The organism is Paenibacillus sp. GYB004 (assembly GCF_036577605.1).
Lineage (GTDB): Bacteria > Bacillota > Bacilli > Paenibacillales > NBRC-103111 > Paenibacillus_AB > Paenibacillus_AB oceani.
The window spans coordinates 57,711-83,755 of record NZ_JARBDB010000068.1 but is presented as its reverse complement, the minus strand read 5'-3'; the positions used below and the strand labels follow the sequence as shown (position 1 = coordinate 83,755).

General features: G+C 57.1%; 18 protein-coding genes. 5 read left to right on the top strand and 13 right to left on the bottom strand.

All coding sequences use genetic code 11. The annotated features are described in order from the left end of the window. Positions 1-219: 219 nt before the first annotated feature. Together PV433_RS31310 and PV433_RS31305 are read left to right on the top strand one after the other, a co-directional pair. On the top strand, positions 220-819 hold the full coding sequence (locus PV433_RS31310) for a thymidine kinase (protein WP_332075900.1): 600 nt from the start codon (positions 220-222) through the stop codon (positions 817-819). 100 nt (positions 820-919) lie between these two features. Further along, a complete protein-coding gene (locus PV433_RS31305; RefSeq protein ID WP_332075899.1) occupies positions 920-1,624 on the top strand; it encodes a hypothetical protein in 705 nt (234 codons plus the stop codon). 73 nt (positions 1,625-1,697) lie between these two features. Here the strand turns inward: PV433_RS31305 and PV433_RS31300 are convergent, their stop codons facing one another. The 7 genes from PV433_RS31300 to PV433_RS31270 all read right to left on the bottom strand — a co-directional run bounded on the left by PV433_RS31300 (position 1,698) and on the right by PV433_RS31270 (position 12,856). Further along, positions 1,698-3,080 carry a glycine--tRNA ligase gene (locus PV433_RS31300; protein ID WP_332075898.1) on the bottom strand — a complete coding sequence of 461 codons (1,383 nt, stop codon included), beginning with the start codon at positions 3,078-3,080 and terminating at the stop codon, positions 1,698-1,700. 419 nt (positions 3,081-3,499) lie between these two features. Further along, a complete protein-coding gene (locus tag PV433_RS31295; RefSeq protein WP_332075896.1) occupies positions 3,500-5,014 on the bottom strand; it encodes a CAP-associated domain-containing protein in 1,515 nt (504 codons plus the stop codon). A 306-nt stretch (positions 5,015-5,320) separates the two neighbouring features. After that, entirely contained in the window at positions 5,321-6,634 is a 1,314-nt protein-coding gene (locus PV433_RS31290) for an extracellular solute-binding protein (RefSeq protein WP_332075895.1), read from the bottom strand. 273 nt (positions 6,635-6,907) lie between these two features. Then, positions 6,908-8,254, bottom strand: a complete 1,347-nt coding sequence (locus PV433_RS31285; protein WP_332075894.1) for an ABC transporter substrate-binding protein — start codon at positions 8,252-8,254, stop codon at positions 6,908-6,910. A 965-nt stretch (positions 8,255-9,219) separates the two neighbouring features. Continuing rightward, a complete protein-coding gene (locus PV433_RS31280) occupies positions 9,220-10,095 on the bottom strand; it encodes a carbohydrate ABC transporter permease (protein WP_190930160.1) in 876 nt (291 codons plus the stop codon). 29 nt (positions 10,096-10,124) lie between these two features. Then, entirely contained in the window at positions 10,125-11,078 is a 954-nt protein-coding gene (locus PV433_RS31275; protein WP_332075893.1) for an ABC transporter permease, read from the bottom strand. Between the two features lie 122 nt (positions 11,079-11,200). Then, complete coding sequence (locus PV433_RS31270; protein ID WP_332075892.1) at positions 11,201-12,856, bottom strand: extracellular solute-binding protein; 1,656 nt, start codon at positions 12,854-12,856, stop codon at positions 11,201-11,203. A gap of 555 nt (positions 12,857-13,411) precedes the next feature. Between PV433_RS31270 and PV433_RS31265 the strand changes: the two genes are divergently transcribed. Continuing rightward, on the top strand, positions 13,412-13,684 hold the full coding sequence (locus PV433_RS31265; RefSeq protein ID WP_332075891.1) for a transposase: 273 nt from the start codon (positions 13,412-13,414) through the stop codon (positions 13,682-13,684). A gap of 409 nt (positions 13,685-14,093) precedes the next feature. Here PV433_RS31265 and PV433_RS31260 read toward each other — a convergent pair whose 3' ends face one another. The 5 genes from PV433_RS31260 to PV433_RS31240 form a co-directional block, all read right to left on the bottom strand. Then, positions 14,094-14,282 carry a hypothetical protein gene (locus tag PV433_RS31260; RefSeq protein ID WP_332075890.1) on the bottom strand — a complete coding sequence of 63 codons (189 nt, stop codon included), beginning with the start codon at positions 14,280-14,282 and terminating at the stop codon, positions 14,094-14,096. 66 nt (positions 14,283-14,348) lie between these two features. Next, on the bottom strand, positions 14,349-15,545 hold the full coding sequence (locus PV433_RS31255) for an acyltransferase domain-containing protein (protein ID WP_332075889.1): 1,197 nt from the start codon (positions 15,543-15,545) through the stop codon (positions 14,349-14,351). A gap of 37 nt (positions 15,546-15,582) precedes the next feature. Further along, a complete protein-coding gene (locus PV433_RS31250; RefSeq protein ID WP_332075888.1) occupies positions 15,583-16,254 on the bottom strand; it encodes a GNAT family N-acetyltransferase in 672 nt (223 codons plus the stop codon). A 154-nt stretch (positions 16,255-16,408) separates the two neighbouring features. After that, entirely contained in the window at positions 16,409-18,850 is a 2,442-nt protein-coding gene (locus PV433_RS31245; RefSeq protein ID WP_332075887.1) for an EAL domain-containing protein, read from the bottom strand. A 129-nt stretch (positions 18,851-18,979) separates the two neighbouring features. Then, complete coding sequence (locus tag PV433_RS31240; protein WP_332075885.1) at positions 18,980-20,902, bottom strand: MFS transporter; 1,923 nt, start codon at positions 20,900-20,902, stop codon at positions 18,980-18,982. Between the two features lie 326 nt (positions 20,903-21,228). Between PV433_RS31240 and PV433_RS31235 the strand changes: the two genes are divergently transcribed. Beyond that, positions 21,229-22,983 carry an ABC transporter ATP-binding protein gene (locus PV433_RS31235; protein WP_332075884.1) on the top strand — a complete coding sequence of 585 codons (1,755 nt, stop codon included), beginning with the start codon at positions 21,229-21,231 and terminating at the stop codon, positions 22,981-22,983. Then, on the top strand, positions 22,980-24,737 hold the full coding sequence (locus PV433_RS31230; RefSeq protein WP_332075883.1) for an ABC transporter ATP-binding protein: 1,758 nt from the start codon (positions 22,980-22,982) through the stop codon (positions 24,735-24,737). Before PV433_RS31235 ends, PV433_RS31230 begins: the two co-directional genes overlap by 4 nt. A gap of 818 nt (positions 24,738-25,555) precedes the next feature. On the opposite strand, the gene PV433_RS31225 is transcribed toward PV433_RS31230, so the two are convergent. After that, positions 25,556-25,972 carry a hypothetical protein gene (locus PV433_RS31225; protein WP_332075882.1) on the bottom strand — a complete coding sequence of 139 codons (417 nt, stop codon included), beginning with the start codon at positions 25,970-25,972 and terminating at the stop codon, positions 25,556-25,558. Between the last annotated feature and the right edge of the window lie 73 nt (positions 25,973-26,045).

Here is a 26,045-nt window from a genome sequence, read left to right as displayed (position 1 = left end):
TGCGGGAGGCCTTGTACAATTTCAGAGCTTATCCCATGGGATGAAGGAGTTGCAGCGGCCAACTCCACTATCAAGCTACCTTAGCTGTGAATTTGTACTAGGCCTTTTCCCCTCTATTCAGCCCCCCCGATTTCCGCTATGCTGGGTAATGATCGGGGAGTGTTGGCTTTAAACTCCAACAAACAGATACTAGCGCAAGCAGAGAGGAATGCGGCCATCTTGGCAAAATTGTATTTCCGGTACGGTGCCATGAACAGCGGCAAATCGATTGAGGTGCTGCGCACCGCCCACAACTACGAGGAACAAGGCAAACAAGCGTTGCTGTTCACCCCGGCGATCGACGACCGGTACGGCACGGGCGTCATCACTTCCCGGATCGGCATCCGGAAGGAAGCGGTCGTAATTACATCCAAGCTGGATATGTACAAACTGGCCGAGCGGGAGAAGCCCGACTGCATCCTGGTCGACGAAGCCCAATTTCTGAACGAGTCCCAGGTGAAGGCGCTGTGCGACATCGTGGACGAGCTAAACATTCCGGTTATCGCCTACGGGCTGCGGGCCGACTTCCAGGGCAAATTGTTCGAGGGCAGCTATCATCTGATGGCGCTTGCGGACAAGATCGAGGAAGTGAAGACAGTATGCTGGCATTGCCAGCGCAAAGCTACGATGAATATGCGCTGCAAAGACGGCGTTCCGGTCTTTGAGGGCGAGCAGATTATGATCGGCGGCAATGAAAGTTACGTGCCGGTATGCCGCAAATGTTACAGCGAGAAGCGCAAGCAGGCGGCGAAGCAAAAGACCGCATCGAGACAAGGTTAACCAGATTAACGATAATTAGAGAAATAGGTAATGGAATGAAACATTTCCCACCCCGAATCCGTATGAAACGGTACATTCGGATAACGGAGGGATTGCACTTATGAAACAGACGACGGAACGGATACCGTCATCCCGCTCTACGCAAGCTCTGGTCAGCTTGTTTCTGGCCGCCTCCTTGTCGGCCGCAGCGGCTGGTTGCGCCTCCAGAACGCCAGCCCCGCCGTCGCAGTCGTATACATCCTATACTACTGGCGGCCCCTCCGGCTCGAACATGCCGGCAACGGCTCCGACAGCACCGCCTGATGGCCGCGCGGAGGACTACTGCACAGACCAGGACAACGACGGTGAATGCGACGACGGAGGCGGCGCGATCAACGGCTCCTCCTCGTCGGTTTATTATCATAACGGCGTAGCCTACTATCCGCGATCCTCGGGGGTGTCCACGGGGACGAGGAAGGCGGAGCCGGGAACCGCCTCCGGCAGCCAGACCCCGGCGGCGACTCCGGCTCCAAAGCCTACCGCTCCTGATCAGACTGCGCCTACGACGAGTCCGAAGACCGGCACCTTCACAACACCGGGCGGCGGCAGTACTAGCGGCACAACTGGCAGCACAACCAGCAGCAGTACTAGAAGTACAACTAGCAGCACCACCACCTCGACTACCACGGTTAACGGCAGCAGCTCCGGAAGCGGGATTTCATCCGGAAGCAGCAGTTCTTCCACCAGCAGCTCTTCCTTCAGCAGCTCCGGCAGCAGCTCTTCCTACAGCGGAATCGGCAGCTCCAGTTCGAGCTCATCGAGTTGACACGCAGGTATTACAAAACGCCCCGTCCCTCCCTTATATCGGGAAAGACGGGGCGCTCTTTTCGTTTATGCCATTAAAATGAAATTTTCTGCTCGATGAACGATCTCAGCTCCGCGATTGGCATACGCGTCTGCTCCATCGTGTCGCGGTCGCGGACCGTCACTTGGCCATCCTGCTCGGATTCGAAGTCGTACGTGATGCAGAACGGCGTACCGATCTCGTCGTGACGGCGGTACCGTTTGCCGATCGAGCCGGCTTCGTCGTAGTCGACCATGAAATGCTTCGCCAGGTCGGAGAACACCGTCTGGGCGCCTTCCGACAGCTTCTTCGACAGCGGGAATACCGCCGCCTTGAACGGAGCGAGAGCCGGGTGGAAATGAAGCACCGTACGGCTGTCGTCGCCCTCGAGCTTCTGCTCCTCGTAAGCGTCGATCAGGAAAGCCAGTGTCACCCGGTCCGCGCCGAGCGAAGGCTCGATGCAATACGGAACATACCGTTCGTTCGTCTCCTGGTCGATGTAATGGAAGTCTTCTCCGGAGTGCTCCATATGCTGCTTCAGGTCGTAATCGGTACGATCGGCGATGCCCCACAGTTCCCCCCAGCCGAACGGGAACCGGAACTCGATGTCCGTCGTCGCGTTGCTGTAGTGGGACAACTCGTCATCCGAATGATCGCGCAGACGGATATGGTCTTCCTTCAGGCCGAGCGTCTTCAGCCATTCGAAGCAGAACGAACGCCAGTATTCGAACCATTTCAGATCCTCGCCCGGCTTGCAGAAAAATTCAAGCTCCATCTGCTCGAATTCGCGCGTACGGAACGTGAAGTTGCCCGGCGTAATTTCGTTGCGGAAGCTTTTGCCGATCTGGCCGATACCGAACGGCATCTTTTTGCGCATTGTGCGCTGTACGTTTTTGAAATTGACGAAAATGCCCTGTGCCGTCTCCGGACGCAAATAAATTTGGTTCGAGCTAGATTCGGTCACGCCCTGGAACGTCTTGAACATCAGATTGAACTGGCGGATGTCGGTATAATCGCGGCTGCCGCAGTCCGGACAAGCGATCTGGTGCTCCACGATCAGCGCGCCCATCTGGTCGAACGACAAACCGTCGACGACCATCTCGATGCCTTTCTCGGACAGCGCGTTCTCGATGAGCTTATCCGCGCGATGGCGGGCTTTACACTGCTTGCAGTCGATCATCGGGTCGTTGAAGTTGCCGACGTGGCCGGATGCGACCCAAGCTTGCGGGTTCATCAAAATCGCCGCATCGAGCCCTACGTTGTACGGCGACTCCTGGATAAACTTTTTCCACCATGCGCGCTTGATGTTGTTTTTCAGCTCGACGCCCAGCGGACCGTAGTCCCACGTGTTGGCGAGTCCGCCGTACACCTCGGAGCCCGGGAACACAAAGCCCCGGTGTTTGGCCAGCGCTACGATTTGATCCATGTTTACACTCATCTTCAATACTCTCCTCCGCTTGTCGGTTTGCCATGAACGGAGCCGGACAATAGAAAAAGCCCTCTCCCATGGCATAGATGCTATGCCTAGGGACGAGAGCTTGTTACGAGCACCCGCGGTTCCACCCTAGTTGACGCGTACGGATGACGCGCCCCCTTTGAACGTATGCAGCTCCGGATTGCCTTTTCCCTGCTTCTTTCCCCGGGCTTTCACCGTCCCCGGGTCGCTTGTGCGAAAGTGGCGTCAGGTACTATTGATCCTTCATGGCCGCAATTATGCTTTGCTCAACATTGTACCCAACTTTGCCGAAAAAAGCAACGGCCGCAAGAGCCTCGGCCCGGCCCGAACTTCGGGCCCCTAACGGGCAAAATCTGTGGTTGACCCCCGTCATGCGAAGCCGGGCACCCGGCGCAAATCCGCTAGTTCATCGGTGAAATGAAGTTTTCCGTGTAGTAGACATGCATCTTGCCGCCGAAGTACACGCCGACTCCAAGCCGCTCCAGGTCGCCGAGCAAGCTTTTCCGGTGTCCCGTAGTCGAATTGAGCCAACCCGCGTGCGCGGTAATGGCGTTCGGCTGACCGGCCGCGATATTCTCGGCGGCGCTCTCGTAATTCACCGCATCTGCATCCAACCGCGCTCCGAGATTTTGCCCAGACGGGGACTTGTGATCGAAATATTGATTCACCGCCATATCCTCGCTATGCTTGCGGGCCGTGCCGGCCACCTGGTCGTCCCACTTGTACGGCTTCAGGCCGCGCTTCACCCGCGCCGCATTGGCCAGATCGAACGCCTCCAGCTCGTATGCGGTCCGGAGCTGCTCGCTCGGCGTTCCGTAGTAGTCTTTCTTTGCTTCCTCGGTCTCCTTCGCGATCACCTGGATCGCCTCAATGGCGCTCCCCTCGTGCGTATCATAGTAGAACGTGACGTAGCTGCCGTCGATTTCGTACACCCCCTCCTCGACCCCCGGCGAATTGATCAAATACCGCGTAAATCCTTTCGTGATCGAATCGAGAGGTTTGCCGAACGTCTTCACCACATCGCGCGAAGCCGCTCCCGGCTGCACGGCCTCCTTCGAAGTCGTCCACCGGGACGAATTCGTGTATAAGCCGACTACTTTTCCGTCCATTATGCCGATCTGCGCATAGTTCGCATAATCCGCATTGTAAATGTACCATTCGAATCCGTATTCGCTCTCATCCCGGCGATCCGGTGCGCCCAGCTTCGCCTGAACCGACGACACCGAATCCCCGAGCGCTACCCCCCGAACTGCAAACGACTGTACCGGAGCGGGCAGCCCGCTTATATACTGCGCTTTGCTTTTCAAGTTGCGAATAAATTGCACCGACTCCGCCCTAGTCAGCGTATCGCCGGCACCGAATCCTTCCACTGTACCGGAGGTTTTGCCCTGCGCCAGCCCGTTGTCGAGCAAATAGCCGATCGCCCCCGCTTCCCCCAGGTCCTGCCCTTGTGAAGCGGCCAGCAGACGAGCGGCAAGCCCCCGCTTATAAGGCGTATTCGCGCGCGCCTCATCGACAGGCCAATGCATCTCGCCGGCGTAGGCGTAATACTTGGCGTACCATGGCGCATTCGGCTGATCGGCAATCGCCGAGTTCCCGACATATGCGCGAAGCAGCATCGTGACGAACTCCGCTTCGCTGACGAGCTTGTCCGGCTGAAACGTACCGTCAGCGAACCCGTCGACGACTCCCTGGTTCACTGCCCACTCGATCGAAGCCTTCCCCCAGTGCGTGGTGACGTCGGAGAAGACGGAAGCTTCTGCGGCTGACACCTGAAGGAGCAGCCCCGTTCCTTTTGCCCCGTCGGCACTTGGCCATTCGGAGGAGCCGGCGCCTACTAGCAGTGCGGACGCCACCAGGGCGGATACGCCCCATCGAACCATTTTCCTATTTAACCGTACAAGGCTTTCATTCATAAATAGTTCCTCCTTCAATACAAGCTCTGCGAATGCTTGCGACTCCCAATCTGCGTTCGTTTACCCCTCTTTCTTGCTTTCCCCGTTTCTTTGCGGCACTCTAGCAAAAACATAAGCATTCTTCATTATAATATTCGAAAGAATTGCAGAATAGAGTCTTTTTACGCAATACGCCGCCGATTGCTCTCGTTTTTAGCCGAATGGCGCACAGAGAAAAACCCGGCCGGGCTCTAAAGAGCCGCAGCCGGGGCAACGTTCCGAACGTACCGCACTCGCGTAAGCGGGCGGTTGCCGTTCGGCCATCCTTTATTTGTTCTTATCCTCCTGGATGACTTTCTTCACCGCTTCCTCCGCTTCCCGAAGCGCCGTGTTGATATCTTTGCCTTCGTACAAAATGCCGCGCAGCGCATTAACGCCGAGCTGGGTCGTGGCGGTAGAATAATATTTGCTTTGCGGGGAAGGCGCCGCCATGTTTTTGAGCGGAATGGCCGAGATGTTTTTCCCTTTGTACAGCGCCGTATCCTGGGCGAACACCTGCTGGATGCTCTGGCTGTTCAGAGCGGGAATAAACGTGGCCGCCTTCGCCTTTTCGGTCAGGAATTCCTCGGACGTCAAGTAGTCCATCACCTGGTACGCCTCATCCGGGTATTTGCTTCCAATGTTCAGATACACGAACGTCGGGTAAGGCTGCGCCCCCTTGCCGTTAAGCGGCGGATACGAGACGATGTCCCAGTTCAGCGGAGCGAGATCCTTCTCGACGTGCAGACCGCTGATCGGAGTCCACATCGCCGATACTTGTTCCTGGAAAAACATTTTGACGAGACTGTCCATCTTCGTCTTATCCGGATTAAAACCCGGGATTTGATAAAACCGCGCGATGTTGTTCATCAGGCTTTTCACATCGTCGTTCGCCAGCTTCACTTCCAGCGTCTTCGGATCGACGAGACTGAGCGACTGCTGGTTGCGCAGGAAGTAATGGGTCGGGGACAAGGTCAGCCCGTAATACTGCTTGCCGCCTTCGTTGCGTGTCAGCTTGACGGACATCTCGTACAGCTCATCCCAGGTGACTCCTTCTTTCGGATACGGGACGCCAAACTTGTCGAACAGATCTTTATTGTAATAAATGACGGCCGCCTGATTGTCGAACGGGAGTGCGAACAGCTTGCCGTCGCTCATCTGCCGGATCATCTCCAGCGTCTTCGGCTCGAAGCGGGACAGATCGGTTTTATACTTTTTGGCGAGCGGCTCGATATCGACCTGCATGTTGTTCAAAAAAACGCTCGTATACGACAAGCCGACCGAACCGAATACGACGTCGATTTGCTCTCCACCGGTCAGCAGCTTGGCGAGATTGCCGCTGGTCGAAGGGATGAAGTCCGGCGTAATATGAGGGAATTTCGCTTTAATATATTTGCCGAACTTCTCCTCCCAGTATCCTTCCGCGTTGAAGTTGCCGCCGGCATTGTAAAAAACAAGCCTTACCGGATCTTTCGGCTTCTGCGGTTCCGCCGCGGCCCCGTCCGCCGGCTGCGGCTGGCTTCCGCCTGAACCCGAGCCGGAGCAGGCGGATACGAGCACCAATACCGCTGCCGCTGCAATCATAACCGATCTTCTGAGCATGAGAAGCACCCCTTACGATCTGGAATCGTTATCAGATACGAGCATGAACGAATGGTCTAAGGCCGGATGACGGACAAGATGGCGGCCGCCCGGGCTGCGGCAGCTATGGCTTGCTGTGCAATGGGCCGGTTTATCGGTGTATTACATGTATATGAGAGTTAGCGGACGATTTTGCCACCACTCGGCCGGAAGTTATTTTCAGCACCGGTTTAGAGATCGCAGCTGAGCTCTTCCGAATAGCCGCAAAGCCGGATTACACCGTTTGCGCCTTGCTTACTTGGCTTGCTTTTTCTCCTTTTCTTCCGCCAGCTTCGCTTTGAGCGTCTCGTCGAGCTTGCGGAGCACGGTGTTCAGATCGTCCTTGCCGGTGGCAAAGTCGACGAACGAAGCGATAATGAACGATTGCTGATTGCCGAGCGGTATGTCGATCAGGCCCTGCTTCCGCTTCACCGTCGGATCGGTCGGCGGGTAGTAGGACACCGCCTTCATGTTTTTGCTTTTGTAGATCGGATGCTCCTTGCCAAGCGCGTCCTGAATCTGCTTGTTCGCCAGCGTAGTCGGAATGCCCTGCAGCGCATCCTTCATCTGAATCTCGTCGGAAAGCATCTCCATCACGACCTCGAACGCTTCATCCTTATGCTTGCCCGTGTTGGTAATCGCCCAGTAGGCAGGCCCGCGCTGGCTGACCCGCTGGGGAGCCCCATTCATCGTCGGGAGCGATACGATATCCCAGTTGATTTCATTCGGGATTTTCAAGTAGACGCTGTGCAGGTTGGCCGCCATTGCCGACAGCCCGGTTCCGAAAGCCGCCGATTCGTCCGCCGCGCTTTTCAGCGCGTTGCCCGGTATATCGTAAAACCGTTTCAGGTTCATAAATACCGACTGCCATTTCTCCGGCGCGTGCAGCTGATCCTTCTCCGGATCGAGAATCGGCATCGAGAACGGATTGTCGCGCAGCATGCCGGTCAGATTTGCGGTGAACCCGCGGTACGTCGTGCCGCCCTCCGTGCGCGTCAGCTTTTTGGCGAGCTCGTATACCTCGTCCCAGGTCATGCCGTCGCGCGGGTAGTCGACACCGAATTTGTCGAACAAATCTTTATTGTAATACAGCACGTTCGGGAAAAACGGCGGAACCGGCAGGCCGTACAGCTTCCCGTCGCGCGTATAATCTTCGATCTCGCGGATAAACACTTGATTGAACCGGTTTAAATCGTATTTATGCTTCTGAATGTATGGCTTGAGATCGACCCCTAATTGTAAATCCAAATAACCGGAATATAAGGTCGGGATGTCGGTGCGGATCAGATCGGGAATCTCCCCCCGGCTGACCAAATCTGTAATATTGTTTCCTGCCGAGCTCGTAGTGAAATTAAACGTAATATGCGGAAATTTCTTTTTTAACGCTTCGCCGAACCGGGTGTTCAGCTCTTCCACGCTTACGCCGGGAGCGAAAATCGTCATCGTATACGGATCTTTCGGGACGGGTTTGGCGTCCTCCTTCTTCTCTCCGTCTCCCGGAGCAGGCGTACTGCCTGGGCTCGACCCTCCTCCGCAAGCAGCCAGCGAAACGGCTAACATCGAGCACACGAATAATGAAAGCGCTTTATTTGTTCGATACATGAACAGCTCTCCCTTCTATCGCATAATTGGCATTTTCATCAGGCGCGTAATTCCCTTGCGCTCTATTAACCTGCCGGCATCGATACGAAAGCACCGGATCGTTCCGTCAGGTCTTCGGTTACAGATAACGTGATTTGAATATCGCAGCGGGATCGTGGTGGTGGATAGACGGATAAGAGAAGAATGTCGGCCGCAGCCGTCTTGGATGAGCGTCTAGAAGCGTCTTTGCTCGGAGCGGTTGTCTGAGAAGTACTTGGGTTGTGCGGTACGGCGTGCGGACTGGCCGCTGTTTCTGGTCACGGTCCCGTTCGATCGCCTGTTGTCCGGATCGGCCCCGGGTGCGGGATAAGTTGCAGCGTCGTTCTTGAAAAGGTCTGGAGCAGATCGGGTGTCCGTGTGTAACCTTGCCCCCTTCTTGCAAGTTCGTATGACCTTAGTTGCCGGCTGGATCTTTTGTCGATGGACTTCCTTCGCAACATGATTTGCACGGCCCTTTACATCGCGACCACCCCTTTCCCCTTGGGGAAATTTCGTATTACTACGAGAGATAATCACACAATAAAAGTACAGGTATTTTATAGGTTTGAATTCGCTTTCATGGGGTATTATAAGGGGCCCTTCGAAAATAGTCACGCCAAATTCGTAGTGAATATAGGCCAAAAATTGTAACCGATTTCAGTCGTAAATAAAAGCAAGCCGCCGGGGTGTCTCCTTCCCTGTAATCCGAAGAAAAGGGTCCCCTGCTCTTCCGCCGATCCCCCGATCTCCTCGCCTAATCAGGCCCTTGGCTCCGATGCCGTTTCCTGTACTTCGCAGGGAGTTCCGCGGTAACCGGGAGCCGTGCCCTTTACGCAAAAAGAGCCGCTCTAGAGCGGCCTTGGCGTTCGATCCCTGCTTCTGCCCGTCTCCATCTGCCTTACACGTTACTCTGCCTTCTGCGTCCCTTCCAAGGAACCGCCCTGCCGCTATCCTTTCACCGCCCCGACAAACTGGCCGTGTATGAAGTACTTTTGGACGAACGGATAAATGACGATAATCGGCAGCACCGTCACCATCAGCGCCGCCATCTTCAAATTTTCGGGATGAATGATTTGCTGGCCGATCGGATTCAACACTTCGTCTTCCAGCCGGGCGTTGTTCAATATTTCCCGCAGCTGGAACTGAAGCGTCCACATCGATTTTTCCTTAATGTAGAGCAGCACGCCGAACCACTGGTTCCAATAGCCCACCGCGCTGAAAATGACAAAAGCCATCGTCATCGGAAGTACGAGCGGAAGCACGATACGGAACAGCAGCCGGAACTCCCCGGCCCCGTCGATCTCGGCCGATTCGATCAATTCCTTGGGCAGCTGGTCGATCATATTTTTGTACACGATAATATAAAACGGGCTGACAAGCCCGGGCAGGATGAGGGCCCAGTACGTATTGCCGAGGCCGAGGTTCATGACGTTCAGATACGTCGGGATCAGTCCGCCGCTGAAAAACATCGTAATCAGGATAAAGGTGAACGCCGCGCTTCTGCCGACAAACAGCTTATGGGACAGCGCATACGCCGCGCATAGAGAGACGACGACGGACAGAAGCGTATTGATCACCGTCAGAGCGGCCGTATTGACGAACGAGCGGAGAAACGTATAGTTGAAGGCGATCTTCTGGTACGAATCGAGCTGGAAATCGATCGGCCACAGCCCGACTTTCCCTGACAGCACGCCCTGGTAGCTGCTGAGCGAGATGGCCAGCGCATTGATGAACGGTGCCAGGATGGAGATGCAGAAGACGACGAAAAATGTATAGTTGAAGCATTGAAATACGATTCGGGACGGCGACGAATAACGGTGCACCCGGATCTCCTCCTCCTTCTGACCTTGTACTAATACATGCCCAGACCGGTTAACCGTTTGGACAGCCGATTCGACCCGATGAGCAGCAGGAAGCCGAGAACGCTCTGCATCAGCCCGATCGCCGTCGTTAAGCTGTACTGGGACTGCTCCAGCCCCATCCGGTATACGTAGGTGCTGATTACGTCGGACACGTCGTAGACGAGCGGGTTCTGCATCAGGAAGATCCGGTCGAAGTCGATGCTGAATAAATGAGCCAGCCGCAGCAGGAACAGCAGCGTAATCATCGGCACCAGATGCGGAAGCGTAATATGCAGCACTTGCCGCCATCGGCTCGCCCCGTCGATCCACGCCGCCTCGTACAAGCTGCTGTCGATGCCGGCAATAACGGCGAAGTACAGAATCGCCGACCAGCCGACGCCCTTCCATATATCGGCGAAGACGAGAATGCCGCGGAAGATGCCCGGCTCGGTCATGAAGAAGATCGGGTCGACGCCGAACAGCCCGATAAACCGGTTGAACAGACCCGTTTCCGGCGACAGGAACGAATAAAATACGCCGGAGACGACGATCCACGATAAGAAATGCGGCAAATACGATACGGTCTGCATGACCCGCTTGAACGTTTTCTGGTACAGCTCATTGGCCAGTAACGCAAAAATGATCGGGCTCGTAAATCCGAATAATAAATCGTAGAAGTTCAAGATCAGCGTATTCTGAAACACGGACCAGAACTTGTCGTCTGTCAGAAAGTAAACAAAATGCTCGAAGCCGACCCAGTCGCTGCGAAAAATTCCTTTGTAGATCGAGTAATCTTTAAACGCGATAATGATTCCGTACATCGGGATATAGTTGAACAAAAACAGCAGCACGGCAGTCGGAGCGAACAACAGATACAGTGACAGGAGCGTTTGGACACGCACCCGTTTCCGCTTCGGCTTGTTCGTCCCGGGAGCCGTTTCAAGAGCAGCAGTGGAGTCGTTCATCGAATCGGCACCTCCTTAGGAGAATCACAGATAGATGGAGCCGTCCGCTCCCGAAGACCGATCTTGCTCCGGGAACGGACGGGGACGAGGGTACAGGCCGCAGGCCGTTTTCAGGCTGCTTGTTACCAGTCGACCATCGTGTAGCCGAGCTTGCGCAGACTCTCTTTGTTCGCGTCGATATACTTTTGCAGCGGTTCGTACTTCAGTGTCCGGTACTTCTTCTCCCAATCCTGAACTTCCTTGACGAACTGATCCATCGTGATGCGCCCCATAATCGCCTCGGACGTAAATTTGTTGACCGCCTGCCACATCTCCGAGTTTTTCTTGACGACTTCGTCCGGCTCGGCATAACCGGGGATGGCCGCAAGCCCGATCTTCTGCGCATCGTTCTGCAGCACGTTCATGCTGCTGCGCACCTGGTTGAACAGCGGAGTGCCGATTTGCAGCTCATACAGCGCGTTTTGCGCATCCTGACCATCGGTGAAGCCGAAGATAAACGCCAGATGCTTCGACCAGGTGCGTTCCTTTGCTCCGAGCTTCTCGGCGATCGGGACGCGTTTCCCGTCTTTCATCGTATACGTCTCGCCTTCCTTGCCCCAGAAAATTTCCTCCTTCAGCTGCTCGGAAGCGAATGCTTCGATGACGTCCCAGGCGCGGTCCTTGTTTTTGGACGAAGCCGGAATGTACAACCCGTGCGTGCTGATCGGCAGACCGAGTCCCGGAGTGGCATATTTTTTGTCGGCGAGAACGGAAGGGTATTTCGTCAGCGGCGGAGCGAATACGAATTTATACTTTTTCTGGACGTCGGTGCCGGTCGTCATGTTCGCAGCGAGCCCAGGCAAGATTTGATCCGCCGTGTTCCATTGGAACAACACGTTGTTGTTGAGCCATTTGGTCGACCATTTGGTCGTGTCGGTCGTCGCAAACTCTTTGTCGAACAGTCCTTCCGCATATAGTGAGCGCATCAACTCCACGGCCGCCTTATACTCGGGCAGCACGACGTTCGGGATCACTTTGCCGCCCTGAATCCGGGAGCCGTACGGATTCGCCCCGTACAGCTGGAAAAAGACGGCCCCGCCGTAAGCGAACATCGTGTCGCCGATCACCCGGTTCGACATCGGGATTGCGTCCGGCTCCGCTTTTTTAATTTTGCGCAGCAGCTCCACCCAATCCTCGACCGTTTCCGGCCACTTGCCGCCGTTGTATTTCTCGACCAGATCGTATCGGGCGAAGATGCCGGCCCCTTGCGGCCCTTTGTCGTAGGCCATCGGAATGCGCCAGTATTTGCCGCTGATCGGGTCCTTGGCGAGCTCCATCATTTGCGGCGTAATGTACTTCTGCACGATCGGGGACTTGTCGTAATACGGCTTCAAATCGATGAACGCGCCGTCGCGCGCCGCCTTGTAAGTCGGATCGGGATAGTTCGTATGAAGAAGATCCGGCAATTTGCCCGACGAGAGGAGCAGATTAAACTTCGTCTGGTAATCTTTGTACGGCGGGACCTCGACCTTCAGATCGACATTGGCGATCTGCTCGACAATATTGAGGAACGGATTGTTGCTCGGATCGGTCGTATCGAGCGGAAAATGCTCCAGCCCGGAGTTGTTGTAAAACATCGACAGCTCGATCCGTTCCTTCGCCTTCGGATCTCCGCCGGGAGCGGGCGTATCGTCCCCCGCCGTGCCTTTGCCGCCGGAGCAGGCGGAGGCGATCGTACCGGCCAGCAGGACGGCGGAGATCGCAGCCGGCCACTTTCTGCTTAGTTGGCTTTTGTTCATGGATCAGAACCCCTTCCCTAATCAAATGATCGTAATGACATTGTCTTGGGCGGGTGCACGTTCTCTCTAGTCTCGCTTTGGTTGGTCCGGAAGGACGCTGGGGCCGTGTCCTGGGCTGACCGTACAGCGTTGTCTTCGCGGAAACCGGAGACGTGCAGCCGATTGGCGTTGTCCTTATGAAGCGGCTGACTTTATGAAGCGCTTTCATTACAGGTGAAACGGTAAACTTATAAAGTGCTGCTGCCTCTCCGGTCCTCTCCTCCCTCGTTTTGAGCTGTATGATACATGTATATGCCACTATCTTGTCTTTAGTTATGGTAAATCTTTCAAGCTTATACGGAAAAAGCATGGATCTGCTAGGAGGCTGTCGATTCATTATGGACAACCAGTGGAAAGGGTTCTACACATTGAATCGACAGGCTCTGCTAGGTTCGTTATTCCGCATGTGCTGCGTGTTACGCTTCTCATGAAATAACCAAAATTGGGCATAGTAAAGTTGCCAGAGGCGAATGGAATTTCGCGGCAATTACGCACCGCAAGGAGGAACTTTCCCTAATGAGCGAACATGATCGCATGGAGCCGATGTCCGGCGAACCCGTCGAGGTCGAAGGCGTCTACTCGAACGAATGGGGCCGCGAGCAATTTATGGAGCGGGGCGACGTCTTCCCGGCCGACCCGATGCTCGGCACGACGAGCTGGAAGCTCGTCCGTTATGAGGTCGACAGCCTCACCGGCGAAACCGAGCACCACCACCTCCACCTGGCCGACAAAAATGCCCAAACCGGCCAAAACTCCCCCCGCAAGCATGTGGACCGCGGGGATAAGTGAGGAAAGCTTCATACTGCCGCGCTGTCATCTGACAGCAGCCGGTCGTAAACAAAAAACAACAAGCTCCCTCCGAGTAGGCAGGGATTTTGTTGTTTTTTGTAAAATTCGCGATGCTTGCGGTCTTCTGGATTGATTGCAGATTGCGAGAGTTCCAGATTCGGACAGCAGCAGGAGAGGCTGCATACCTGCCACATCTATTTCCTGCATTTAAGTTACGGAGAACGGATTACTGGAGACCGGACCACATAAGAAAACAGGCCGCCCTCTGATTGGAGGTGCGACCTGTTTTCTGGTGGCCCGATTGAATTCCTGTGACATGTAAAACTTCAAAGTTGCTCGTAACTATCACCCATACCGGCTTGCCCTGTCAGCCATCCCATCGGCTGAACCGCCGAGGCCAGGCGGCGTTCTAATGAATATCCCGGTTGTCCACAAGCTCCCGCAAATACTCGTTCTCGCGTTCCCCGCCTGTCGAGTTGTTGTTCTTGATCATGCTGAGACGACCGTTGCGCAGCTCGCCGTGTTCGTTCGCCGACTTCTCCTGATTGTTATCTTGCGGCGACGCGTCGTGCTTGTTGTTGTTGTATTGGTTGGACATGAGAAATGGAGCCTCCTTTGGCAAAATCTCGAAATCTTGCCTTAGGATGCTCCATTCGGCTGGGCATTATGTATCGGCTTGGCCGAGCTCTACTTCGGACGCCAGCGGAGTCCCGCCCGCCCAGTCGTCCTTCAGCAAAAATCCCGCCGCGCCGTATATACGTCCCCCCGCCGCAAGATGATCGTACACGATCCGCTGCAGCGTCGTCTCTCTCGGCAGACGGGGCAGATCGTCCAGCTTCGTACCGAAGCCGAACACCCGCTCCAGCGTCTGATCCTCGTCCGACTTGATCGGCGTCACATAATAATCCGACTGGAACCGGACGATATTCGAGTCCTCCGGCAGCAGTTGCTTGAACACCGGTCCGAGCAGCCACGAGCTGCAGACGAACCCTTTGTACGGCACTTCCGGAAAATGCCGCGCCGCAAACGTGACCGCCTGCCCGTAGGAATCCCGGCACAGCTCGTGCGACATTTTGCCGCCTTCGGGGATGTGCACGTCAAGCACCGTATCGCCCGGCTCCAGCACCAGCTCCCACTCCGCATCCGCCAAACGGACCGGAGTCCGGAGCGCCGCGCCGTCCTTCGAGATCAGGTGTCCGGTATGGATGTTCCCGTCATACGTATAGACGGACGTCCAGCCATGCACCGGATCGGATATGCCGTTCGTTCCGTCCACTTGCCCGTCAGCCCGGTACCGGACGCCGGAGTCACTTAAGGCGGCGATTCGTCCGGTCTGCCGGTGGCGGAACGCTTTTACCGGCTTCTGGTACGTGGTGAAAATAAATTGCAGACGGCCGAGCCGGAACAGCATGCCCGTCCAATGCTTGATCAGCCATTTCGTCTGGCCGAGTCCCCATTCTCCCTGGTACCGCTTGTGATGCCGCATCCAGACAGCCATATCCTGGAGCGTGTCGACGAGCACATTCTCCGGTATGCCCTTCGATTCGTAGCAGGAGATCATCTGCGGCAGCGCTCCCAGGTACACAACCGCGGCCAGCATCCCGGAGTCCGGGCCGGAAGCGTGCAGCCGCTCGTTCACCTCTCCGTGCGGAAGCCTCTCTACGAACAGCTCCCGGTGAAATTGCCGGGCCTTGTCCGCCAAGGCCGCGTCTTCGCGTATACGGGCGGCGCCTTGACGAACCGCCTCCGCGATCTCATCCGGCAATCCGATCGCCGCGCACGTCCGCTCCACATAGACCGGGTGCAACAAATCGCAGTTGCCGTCCTCCCCGGCCACATCCCCCAAAAAGCTTCCCAACATCCCGCTCCCCCGCTTTCCGAACCGGCAACGGTTCCCGTTAGATTGGCAGCAGCGGTACCCGGTCAAGCTGCTCTAGACGCCGGACCATCTCGTACCACGCCTCCGGCTTTTTATCCTGAATCGCGTAATACGTCTGCAAAAACCGGGCGACCAGCGCGGCCGGCAGTTCGTTCAAGCTCTCGTCATAGGCCAGGAAACACAGATCGAGTCCGGTTACGGCCTCCCCGTTGAGCTCCCAGGACGGATGAACATAAGGGAAGTCGAGCCGGCGGTAGCCGAGATGGGACAACACTTCACGCCGTACGAACGGGTCCATCGGCTTGATGCCGCCGAAGGCGTGCTCCTCGACGAGATACGGATTATAGATCTCGGCGAACATGCCGCTCAGATTGCCGCCGCTGCTTTGTACCCATTCGAACAAATCTTTCTGCCGCTCTTGAGCGAGGAACCGGCCTACGCCGAGCCCTTCCCGTCCTATAATCGTGAAGTCGGTCATCGCCACGCCCATATCGGGATAATAGCGGTATTCCGTAGCTCCGACAACCTGATTTTCGTGAACCGCCACCACGACGCGCAACCCTTCATCCAGCAAAGGCTCGGCCCACAGATCGAACGCGAGCACCTCCTCGGCCGGGAAGATCCGCCCCATTAATTCGTGCATTTGCCGGAAATAGTCGTCATTGATGCTTCGGATACGGATAAATTCCATGTCTGTAGTCCACCTTTCTTCTTAGCCGCTGATACGGTTCATTCTACCAAAAAAACGGTCAAGGATAAACGCCTACCGCGTCTTTGACGCTGGCGTTCATCAGGGTTCAGAGCCATTTTCACGATATACTTCTGATCCATTAAAGAAAAACCGCCTACATGGCGGCTTTCCGGCTCCCGTATTCGCGCAGCAAGCTTTCGAACCGGTCTGCGGGCACCGGCGGGCTAAAATAGTACCCTTGCAGCATATCGCACTGCTCGCGCCGCAAGTAATCGAACTGCTCCTGCGTCTCCACGCCTTCGGCGACAACCTTCAGCTGCAGGTGGCGGGCGATGGCGATAATCGCCGATACGATCGCCGTGTCGTTGTCGTCATTTGCATTGGCAATATCCCGGACGAACGACTGGTCGATCTTGATCTTGTCGATCGGAAACCGTTTCAAGTAGCTTAGCGAACTGTAGCCGGTTCCAAAATCGTCGATGCCGATCCCGATGCCCAGCTTCTTAAGGCCTTGCAGCGCCTGAATCGTCCGGGTCACGTCCATCGCCATGCTTTCAGTAATCTCAAGCTCCAAATAATTCGGCTCCAGCCCGCATTCCGACAAAACCGCTCCGACCGTCTCCGGCAAATGCTGCTCCTCGAACTGCCGGTTCGACAGGTTGACGGATACCGTGATCGGCGCATACCCCGCCGCTTGCCAAGCTTTCGCCTGCATGCAGGCGGAGCGCAGCACCCATTCCCCGATCGGCTTGATCAGCCCGGTTTCCTCCGCTACCGGAATAAACACGCTTGGGGGCACATAACCTTGCACGGGATGCTTCCACCGGACCAGTGCCTCCGCGCCGACCAGCGCCCCGCTCTTCAGTTCGACCTGCGGCTGGTAATGCACGTCCAGTTCGCCCCGCTCGATCGCCTTGCGGAGACCGGATTCGATCTCCAGCTTCCGGTTGGCCGCCGCTTCCATCGCCGCATCATACGCATAGGCCCGATTGCCGCCGCGCCGTTTGGCGCTGTCCAGAGCGGTCTGGGCTTTTTGCAGCAGCGACTCGCCATCGGTTCCGTCTTTCGGATACAACGCATAGCCGATGCTGGCGGACAAATGAAACTCCAGGCCGCCGATGACGACGGGCGTATCCGGTTGGTTCATCTTCGACGCAATTGTCGCCGCTTCACCTTCCGTGCGGAGCACCGCCATATAGGCGAACTCGTCGCCGCCCATTCGGGCCGGGATAAAGTCGCACCCGTCCGTAACGCCGCGCAGCCGATCCCCGAACGATTGAAGCAGTTGGTCCCCGACCTTGTGGCCGGCCGTCTGCGAGAACGATTTGAACCGGTCCAGATTGAGGCAAAATAAAGCGACTGACTCTTGCGCCGACCTTCCCGAGTGCAGGCACGCTTCCAGCGCGTCCATAAAGCTTCTGCGGTTCGGCAATCCGGTCAGCTCGTCATAATAGGCCAGATGATGCATCCGGCGCTCCGTCCGTTTGCTCTCCGTAATGTCTCTCGCCAGGCAATAGGCTCCCGTAACCCGCCCCTGCGCCGAGAGCGGCACCATATGGACCAGCAGATCAACCGCCCGGCCGTCCTCTCTCCTGTAGGCAACCTCGTAGCCTTGGGAAACGCCTTCCAGCGTCCGGTTAAAATGGTACATGGTCTGCTCCGCGTTAACACCGGATATTTCGGTAAGATGACGGCCGATAAAGCGGGAAGACGGAAGGCCGGTCAGATTCTCGACGGCGGGATTTACGCTGATCAGCACGCCGCTGCGGTCCATGGAGAACACGGCGTCCGAATTGTAGTCGAACAGCGACCGGAAATGATGCTCGCTCTCGGCAAGCTGCTCCGCTGCAGTGGCCAAACGTTTGTCGAACACGGCGGCAATGAGGACGAAGCCGAGTACGAACAACGTGACCAGCGCGATGCCGTAAGCAAGGTACAGTACACTCATGCCGCTGTCAGCGGCCGTATGGACTGCGGGCGATTCGGCATGAAACCGGGCGGCAAGCATGCCGGTATAATGCATCCCGACGATCCCGGCACCCATGATGAAACCGCCGCCCCATTTGCCGTATACATAATACCGGCTTCGGGGAATGCGGAAATACAGCGACAACGACAGCGCTCCAACCGACGAGGTGATCGCGATCGCCACCGACAGCCACCATAACGCGGCGTCGTAGGTTAGGACGATCTCGTGCAGTTGCATGGCGGACATGCCGATGTAGTGCATCGACGAGACGCCGGCGCCCATCAGCAGTCCTCCGGCCAGCAGGCCGGGCAGCGGCATTTCCTTGCGGCTGACGATATAGAGAGCGATCCCCGAGGCCAATACGGCCAACAGGTAAGAAGCGAAGACGACACCGTAGTCATAGCGGACAGGAACGGGGAGATGAAATGCGAGCATCCCTATAAAATGCATCGACCAGATGCCCGAGCCCATAGCGAAAGCGCCGCAGCTTAACCAGAGCCTGCGGGCCGGACCCCGCGCAGCCGTAATGCGGCCGGCCAGATCAAGGGCGGTATAGGAAGCAAGGACAGCCACCAGATAGGATAGCGCCATTAATCCGTGATGGTATTGTCCTCCAAGCTGCTCCATGGCGTACCTCCGTGTATCGATCGTGATGTTAGCTCCATCATAGCACCTTTACCGACATTTTCCATCATATTCTTACTTTTTTCGACAAAATTCTTCGAGAGCAAACCTCCCCCTTCCAGGGGCTCCGATTCACCCTCCGTTCATCCGGATCAGGAGCAGCGTCGTATCGTCGGTAACGGCTCCAAACCGGTTGAATGCGTCCACGATCCGCTTCAGCGCCAGCTCCGGGTCTCCCCCTTCGCCGGCTTCACTTAGCAGTTGCTCGAACCGGTCCAGCCCGAACCGTTCGCCGCCGCCGTTCTCCAGATCCAGCACGCCGTCGGTGTACATGACGAACAAATCCCCGGGCTCCATCACGACTTTGCCGCTCCACGGACGCAGCACCTCATCGATGCCGAGAGGCAGAGAGTGGGTATCGAGCGCTTCCGCCGATCCGCCGCGCACGATGTAGGGAGCGACATGGCCGGCCGAGACGTAGGTGACCGATGACGATTCCCGGTCCACGAGCGCCAGCCCGAGCGTCACCATCGCCATCTCCTCCGGCTCGCGCAGCAGCATCCGGTTCATATGCTCCACAATTTCCGTAAGCGAATGGCCGTAATAAGCTTCGGACCGCAGCAGGCCGATCATCTTGGACATGACCAGCGCGGCGGCGAGCCCTTTGCCCGTGACGTCTCCGACGGCAAATAACGCGCGGCGCCCGTCGAGCGGGATCAGATCGTAAAAATCGCCGCCCACCTCCTTGGCCGATTCGGTCATTACGGCCGCCTCGATTCCGGGCGGCAGCCGCCACTGGGCGCGCAGCATGCCGGCCTGAACTTGACGCGCTTCGCGAAGCTCGGCGTCCTTTTCCTCATAATACGTGCCCAGCTTCTCCAGACGCTGCCGCTTCTCGATCTCGCGCGGCTCGAAATCGCTCACCCAATGAATGAGCAGCACGCTGATCAGCAAAATAAACAGCGCCGTCAAATAAACGACGATATAGTTGCCGTTCGAATACGGAACGACCAGCGCATTCAATTCGGTCCCGAGCCGAATCGACAAGATGTAGAAACCAAGGCCGATCCCTGTGACGAGAAACCGGCGGTCCGGCGACGATACGGCAGCCAGTGCATACAGCACGAAGACGTCCAGCACGGCAAACCCGATCTGGATCAGCGTATTGCCGGCAACGGCAGCCGGAAAAGAGGTGGAGAAGGCGAATGTGGTATACGCCAGCCCCAGCAGCACGACGCCAAGCGCCATGGCGAGCCGGAAGCCCCGCCTGTCGATGATCCAGCCGGCCAGCGGGATCGCCAGCACGTAAGGGATCGTCTGGTAATAAATCGTATGACTCCCGAACTCCTGCATAAACGGTTCGACGACCTGGTACATGATGCCCCCAAGCAGGAAAATGACAAAAATAAAAACGATGACCGGAACCGGATTCACTCCGGAATGCCCCGGTTGCTGCCGGCTGTCCCTGTCCGCGTCCCAGCCTGCATGCTCCCCCGTCAATTCCTGGCGTATTCGCAGCAAAATATAAACCGCAACGAGCGGAAGCGCCGATACGATGGCAATCCCTGCTTGTGGCGGGATGCGATCGGAAATAATAGGGAAGAAATACCGGACAAAGCTGACGAGCATGCCGTTAACGCCGAGAGCGAGTCCGATCTGCGCAAAAGGCACGCAGCGGGTGAGCATATACAGCCAGCTGAGCGACGGCAGCGAAGCGAACAACCCCATCGCGCCAAAGACAGCAGGCCACGCGGAGCCGTCCAGCACGAGCAGCGAGAGGCTAAGGGCCGCACATAAAATCAGACAGCCGCTCGTAAGAGCTGGCAGCAGCCGTCCGATCGTTCGCCGCCGCCTATGCAGGAGCACCCCCCAGCCGGCGAAGGACAGGGCGTATCCGCTCAGAAAGACGGTGGCCGCTTCAGCCGGGTCCACGCCCGCCGAAGCCGCACTCGGGCCAAGAATCGATCCGAACAACGGAATCGATAACGTCCAGCCTTGCAGCGCTGTCATGAACAAGATTACCGGAACAAACCGTTTGATCAGACCCTTGTTCAATGCCTTTTCCCCCACATGTATGTCATGAATGTCATTCAGACGAATTCGCGTCCGGAGCGGCCAATCGGCTGCAATAGCTGCACCCGTGCGCCTGTCCGTTTGCTCCTCTGTGATCCGAGTCGAATTTTGCCAATGACATACTAGTTCGACAGAACTACTTCATTCCCTTCCGCCCGTATCGGGCTTAACGGGAAATGATTTCCCGGCTCCCGGGGAGATCGGTTGTATCCGAAATCTCCCGTTGACGCCCTGCCGGGAATCTTCTACAGTTACTATCATGGTTGTGACCCGGCTTTCGGGTCTGTCAGGAAGGGAGCACGTTTCGTATGCCCGAGTTTAAAATACCTTTACGCCAATACGCCGGATTACTGCGCCATTACTTGCGTTCGCAGCGGCGATCGATTATTGCGCTGAGCGCCCTGCTCATCGCCGGGCTGATTATGCAGCTCGTCAATCCGCAATTCATCCGTTACTTCATCGATTCTGCGCAAGGCGCGGAGTCCAACCGGGCTTTATGGATCGCCGCCGGCCTGTTCATCGGAGTGTCGCTGCTGCAGCAGATCGTCACGGTCTGCGCGACCTATATCAGCGAAAATATCGGCTGGATCGCGACCAACAAGCTTCGGGGCGATGTTGCCGAGCATTGTCTGGGCCTGGACATGTCGTTTCACAAGTCGCATACGACCGGTGCGATCATCGAACGCGTCGACGGCGATATCAATACGCTGGCCAACTTTTTCTCCAACTTCGTCATTACGCTGGTGAGCAATCTGCTGCTGGTCGTCGGCATTCTCATCCTGCTGTACCGCGAAGGCTGGCTGGTCGGAATCGGCATGACCTTTTTTGTCGTCGCCGCCATTTATTCGATCCAATATATTCGTAAGTTCGCCGTCCCCCACTGGGGCAAGCTCCGTCAGATCAGCGCCGACTTCTTCGGTTTTCTCGGCGAGCATCTCGAAGGCACCGAGGATACCCGGGCTAACGGGGCCAGCGGCTTCGTCATGCACAAGTTCCATACGCTGCTGCGCACCTGGCTGCCGATCCGGGTCCGCGCCTTCCTCGGCTGGGCGGCGATGTGGATTACGACGCTGGTCGTGTTTACGATCGGCAATGCGATCGCTTTTGCGCTGAGCGCCTATTTGTGGCATAAAGGAGCGATCTCGATCGGCACCGTTTATATGATCTTTTATTACACCGAGCTGATGGCCAAGCCGATCGAGAAAATTCGCACGCAGATGGAGGATTTGCAAAAAGCGGACGCCAGTATCGTCCGAATCCGCCAGTTGCTCGATACGCAGCCGGCAGTTCGTGACGGAATCGGAACGCCGATTCCGGGCGGGCCTCTTGCCGTTACGTTCGACGACGTCACCTTTTCGTATGAGAGCGGCAAAGCTACGCTGGACGGCATCGATTTCCATCTCGAGAAAGGCCAGGTGCTCGGCCTGCTGGGGCGGACCGGCAGCGGCAAGACGACGCTGGCGAGGCTGATGCTCCGGTTTTACGATATTCAGCAAGGGGAAATCCGGCTGGGCGGCGTCCCGATCCGGGATACGCGGCTTCGGGAACTGCGCGGACGGATCGGCATGGTGACGCAAAACATCGAAATTTTCCAGGGCACGGTCCGCGATAATTTGACGTTCTACGACACGTCCATACCCGATGAACGAATGATTCGCGTGCTGAACGAACTCGGCCTTAACAGCTGGCTGAGCTCCCTTCCGCAAGGGCTAGATTCGACGCTCGAATCAGGCGGCGGCGGACTGTCCGCAGGCGAGGCGCAGCTGCTTGCTTTTGCCCGCGTCTTTCTCACCGATCCCGGTCTTGTCATTCTGGACGAAGCGTCATCCCGTCTCGATCCCGCCACCGAGCAGCTTCTGGAGGCGGCCGTGACGAAGCTGCTCCGCGAGAGGACCTGCATCATCATCGCGCACCGGCTGGCAACCGTGCAGCGCGCAGACCGGATCTTGATTCTCGATAACGGCCGGATTTCCGAGTTCGGGGACCGCGAGGCGCTGGCGGCCGATCCAAACTCCCGATTTAGCCGGATGCTCGCGGCCGGAATGGAGGAGATGCTCGTATGACGACCTTTCAACTGTTATGGCGGCTGATCTGTTACCGGCCGCGCTGGTATATCGCCAACGCCTTGATGTGGACGCTGATCTATCTGACCCCGATTTTGCCGGGCCTGGTCACGAAAGCCTTTTTCGATACGCTGTCCGGCTCCGCGCCCGCGCAGCTCGGTTTGTGGACGCTGATCATCCTGCTGCTCGGCACGGCTCTGGTCCGCTCCGGCTTTATCATCGGCGGGTTTATTACAGACGTTAATTTCCGGATGCGCGTCGGCGGGTTGCTGCGCCGGAACATGCTGCATCATATCTTAAAGGAGCCGGGGGCCAAGGCGATTCCGATCTCCCCTGGCGAAGCGATCAGCAATTTCCGCGACGATGTGGAGCAGACGGAGGAAGCGATCAGCTGGTCGGTGGACGCGTTCGGCATGACGGTGTTCGCCATCGTATCGTTTGCGATTCTGATGGGAATCGACGCCCGTCTGACGCTGCTCGTCTTCGTTCCGCTCGTATTGGTCGTGACGGCGGCGCAGTTGTCGACGACGATGCTGCAGAAATACCGGGCGGCCAGCCGGGAAGCGACCGGACAGGTAACCGAAGCGATCAGCGAGATGTTCGGCGCCGTTCAGGCGATTCAGGTCGCGGGCGCGGAGAGCCGGGTCATCGGACGGTTCAAATCGCTGAACGACCAGCGCCGGAGCGCGATGCTGAAGGACAAGCTGCTCAATCAGACGCTCGATTCGGTATTCTCCAACACGGTGAATTTCGGAACAGGGCTCATCCTGTTGCTCGGCGCCCAATCGATGCGGAGCGGCAGCTTCACGGTCGGCGACTTCGCTTTGTTCGTGTATTACTTGACGTTCGTGACCCAGTTCATCCAGAACTTCGGCAAGTTCATCACCTACTTCAAGCAGACGGAAGTGTCCAAGAAGCGGATGGAAAGCCTGCTGCAGAACGCGCCGCCGACGCGGCTCGTCGAGCCGCATCCGCTGTATCTCCGCGGCCCGCTTGAGGAACCGGCTATTCCCGCCAAGACGGAGGCGGACCGGCTGGATCGGCTGGATGTAAACAATCTGACGTATCGTTATCCGGAGACAGGCCGGGGGATTGAAGCGATCGATTTGAGTCTGCCCCGCCATTCGTTCACCGTTATTACCGGGCGGATCGGCTCCGGCAAGACGACGCTGGTGCGCGCCCTGCTCGGCCTGCTGCCGAAGGACGAGGGCGACATCCGCTGGAACGGCCGTCCGGTCGACGACCCGGGCAGCTTCTTCGTGCCGCCGCGCAGTGCGTACACGTCTCAGGTGCCGCGTCTGTACAGCGACACGCTGAAGCGTAACATTCTGCTCGGCGCCGCCGACGATCCGGCCAAGCTGGATGCGGCGATCCGCGCCGCGGTGCTGGAGCCGGATTTGGCGGGGCTTCCCGCCGGGCTGGAGACGGTCATCGGCCCGCGCGGAGTGAAGCTGTCCGGCGGCCAGGCGCAGCGGACCGCCGCGGCGCGCATGTTCGTGCGCGAGGCCGAGCTGCTCGTCTTCGACGACCTGTCGAGCGCGCTCGACGTCGAGACGGAACGACGGCTGTGGGAGCGACTGTTCGAGCGCCGCGAAGCGACCTGCCTCGTCGTCTCGCACCGCAAATCGGCGCTCGCTTACGCCGACCGCATCCTCGTGCTGAAGGACGGGCGGCTCGAAGCGGAGGGCACGCTTGAGGAGCTGCTCGCCGGCAGCGAGGAGATGCGCAGGCTGTGGAACATGGAGCTGGAGTAGAGAGCGGGCTTGAAAGCAAGTTGGTTTGGGGTACGGATGGGGTCTAGACTAGGTGTCGGTTGGAGTAAGCGTCGGTTGGAGTAGGTGCCATACGCTTACATGTACTAGCGGAAGTCTCACTTCCTATATCGCAATAGAACAGCGTAATAAGACGGGTTACCGGAAGTATCGTTTCCGCTATACCCGCTAAAAAGGCTGTGATCCCCCTTTTTCGCGAGAATAGAGGAAGTTTTTCTTCCGGTATGACCGCTTATACGGGAATATTCGTACATTAGAGGAAGTAAACTTTCCGCTACATTTTCAGATATTACGTGGTTCGGCTGTTACGCAGTTCGGCGGTTTGGCGGTTTATCGGTTTGGCGGTTTGCCGTTTGGCCGTTTGGCGGTTTGCCGTTTGGCCGTTTGGCGGTTTGCCGTTTGGCCGTTTGGCGGTTTGGCGGTTCCGCCGTTCCGCAATTTTGCTGTTCGGCAGGCTGCTGTCCCGACACATCATGTGCCGTTCCCCAGAAAGAAAGGTGGTCTCTCACCCGTTCTTAGATGTCTATGTGCGTTGAAAGGTTGAAGAGCTACCACCCAATTAAAACCGATTCTTCCACCCTGATCAGAGGAGGAAGGAATCGGTTTTAATTAGTAAAGAATACCTTTACACTCCGCCGGCCTGGCGGCAAACTAACGTACCATTGTCGCCGCACCAGCATACTAGTCACTACTTCCCCCACCATGCGAAGCTTCCGGCATGCGGTGACCGGTGCCGCATGGCGGTGGTTTACCACATGACGGCACTATCCGCGCTAGCCGGGCTACTCCGGCGCGTCAGCCTACACCCGCTCGAACGCCAGCGACTCGTAATGCGAACTCCGTTCGAACGAGCCGGCGCTGCTTGCATAAAAGCCATCGTCCAGCCGGAATACGCCGTTGTTTGCAGCTACCCAAGGCGCGTCCGGAACCGGGTGGTAGCCCCGCATCACGGACCAGTTCGCGTAGTTTTGCGGACCGTTGGACTCGATCAGTCCGACCCGCAGGCCGGGTATCGGCGCGAGCCGGGCCGCTACGTTTTTGTTCCAGTCGACCATCCACGGATTCACCGTCGGGTCTGCGCAGAAGCATGGCACGCCGCGTTCATAGGCCGTCTTGGCCACTTGCAGCGCTACGCTGATCGTTTTGGCGATCGGCTTGAGCGTAATCGCCCCGTACCCCAGTTCGATCCGCTCCCGTGCATCCTTGGTCCTTGGCATGGTGGACGCTTTCGTCCGCCGCTACGCGAACGGGGATCGCTTCCACCGATACTTTGTTTTCCTCCGGAAACGG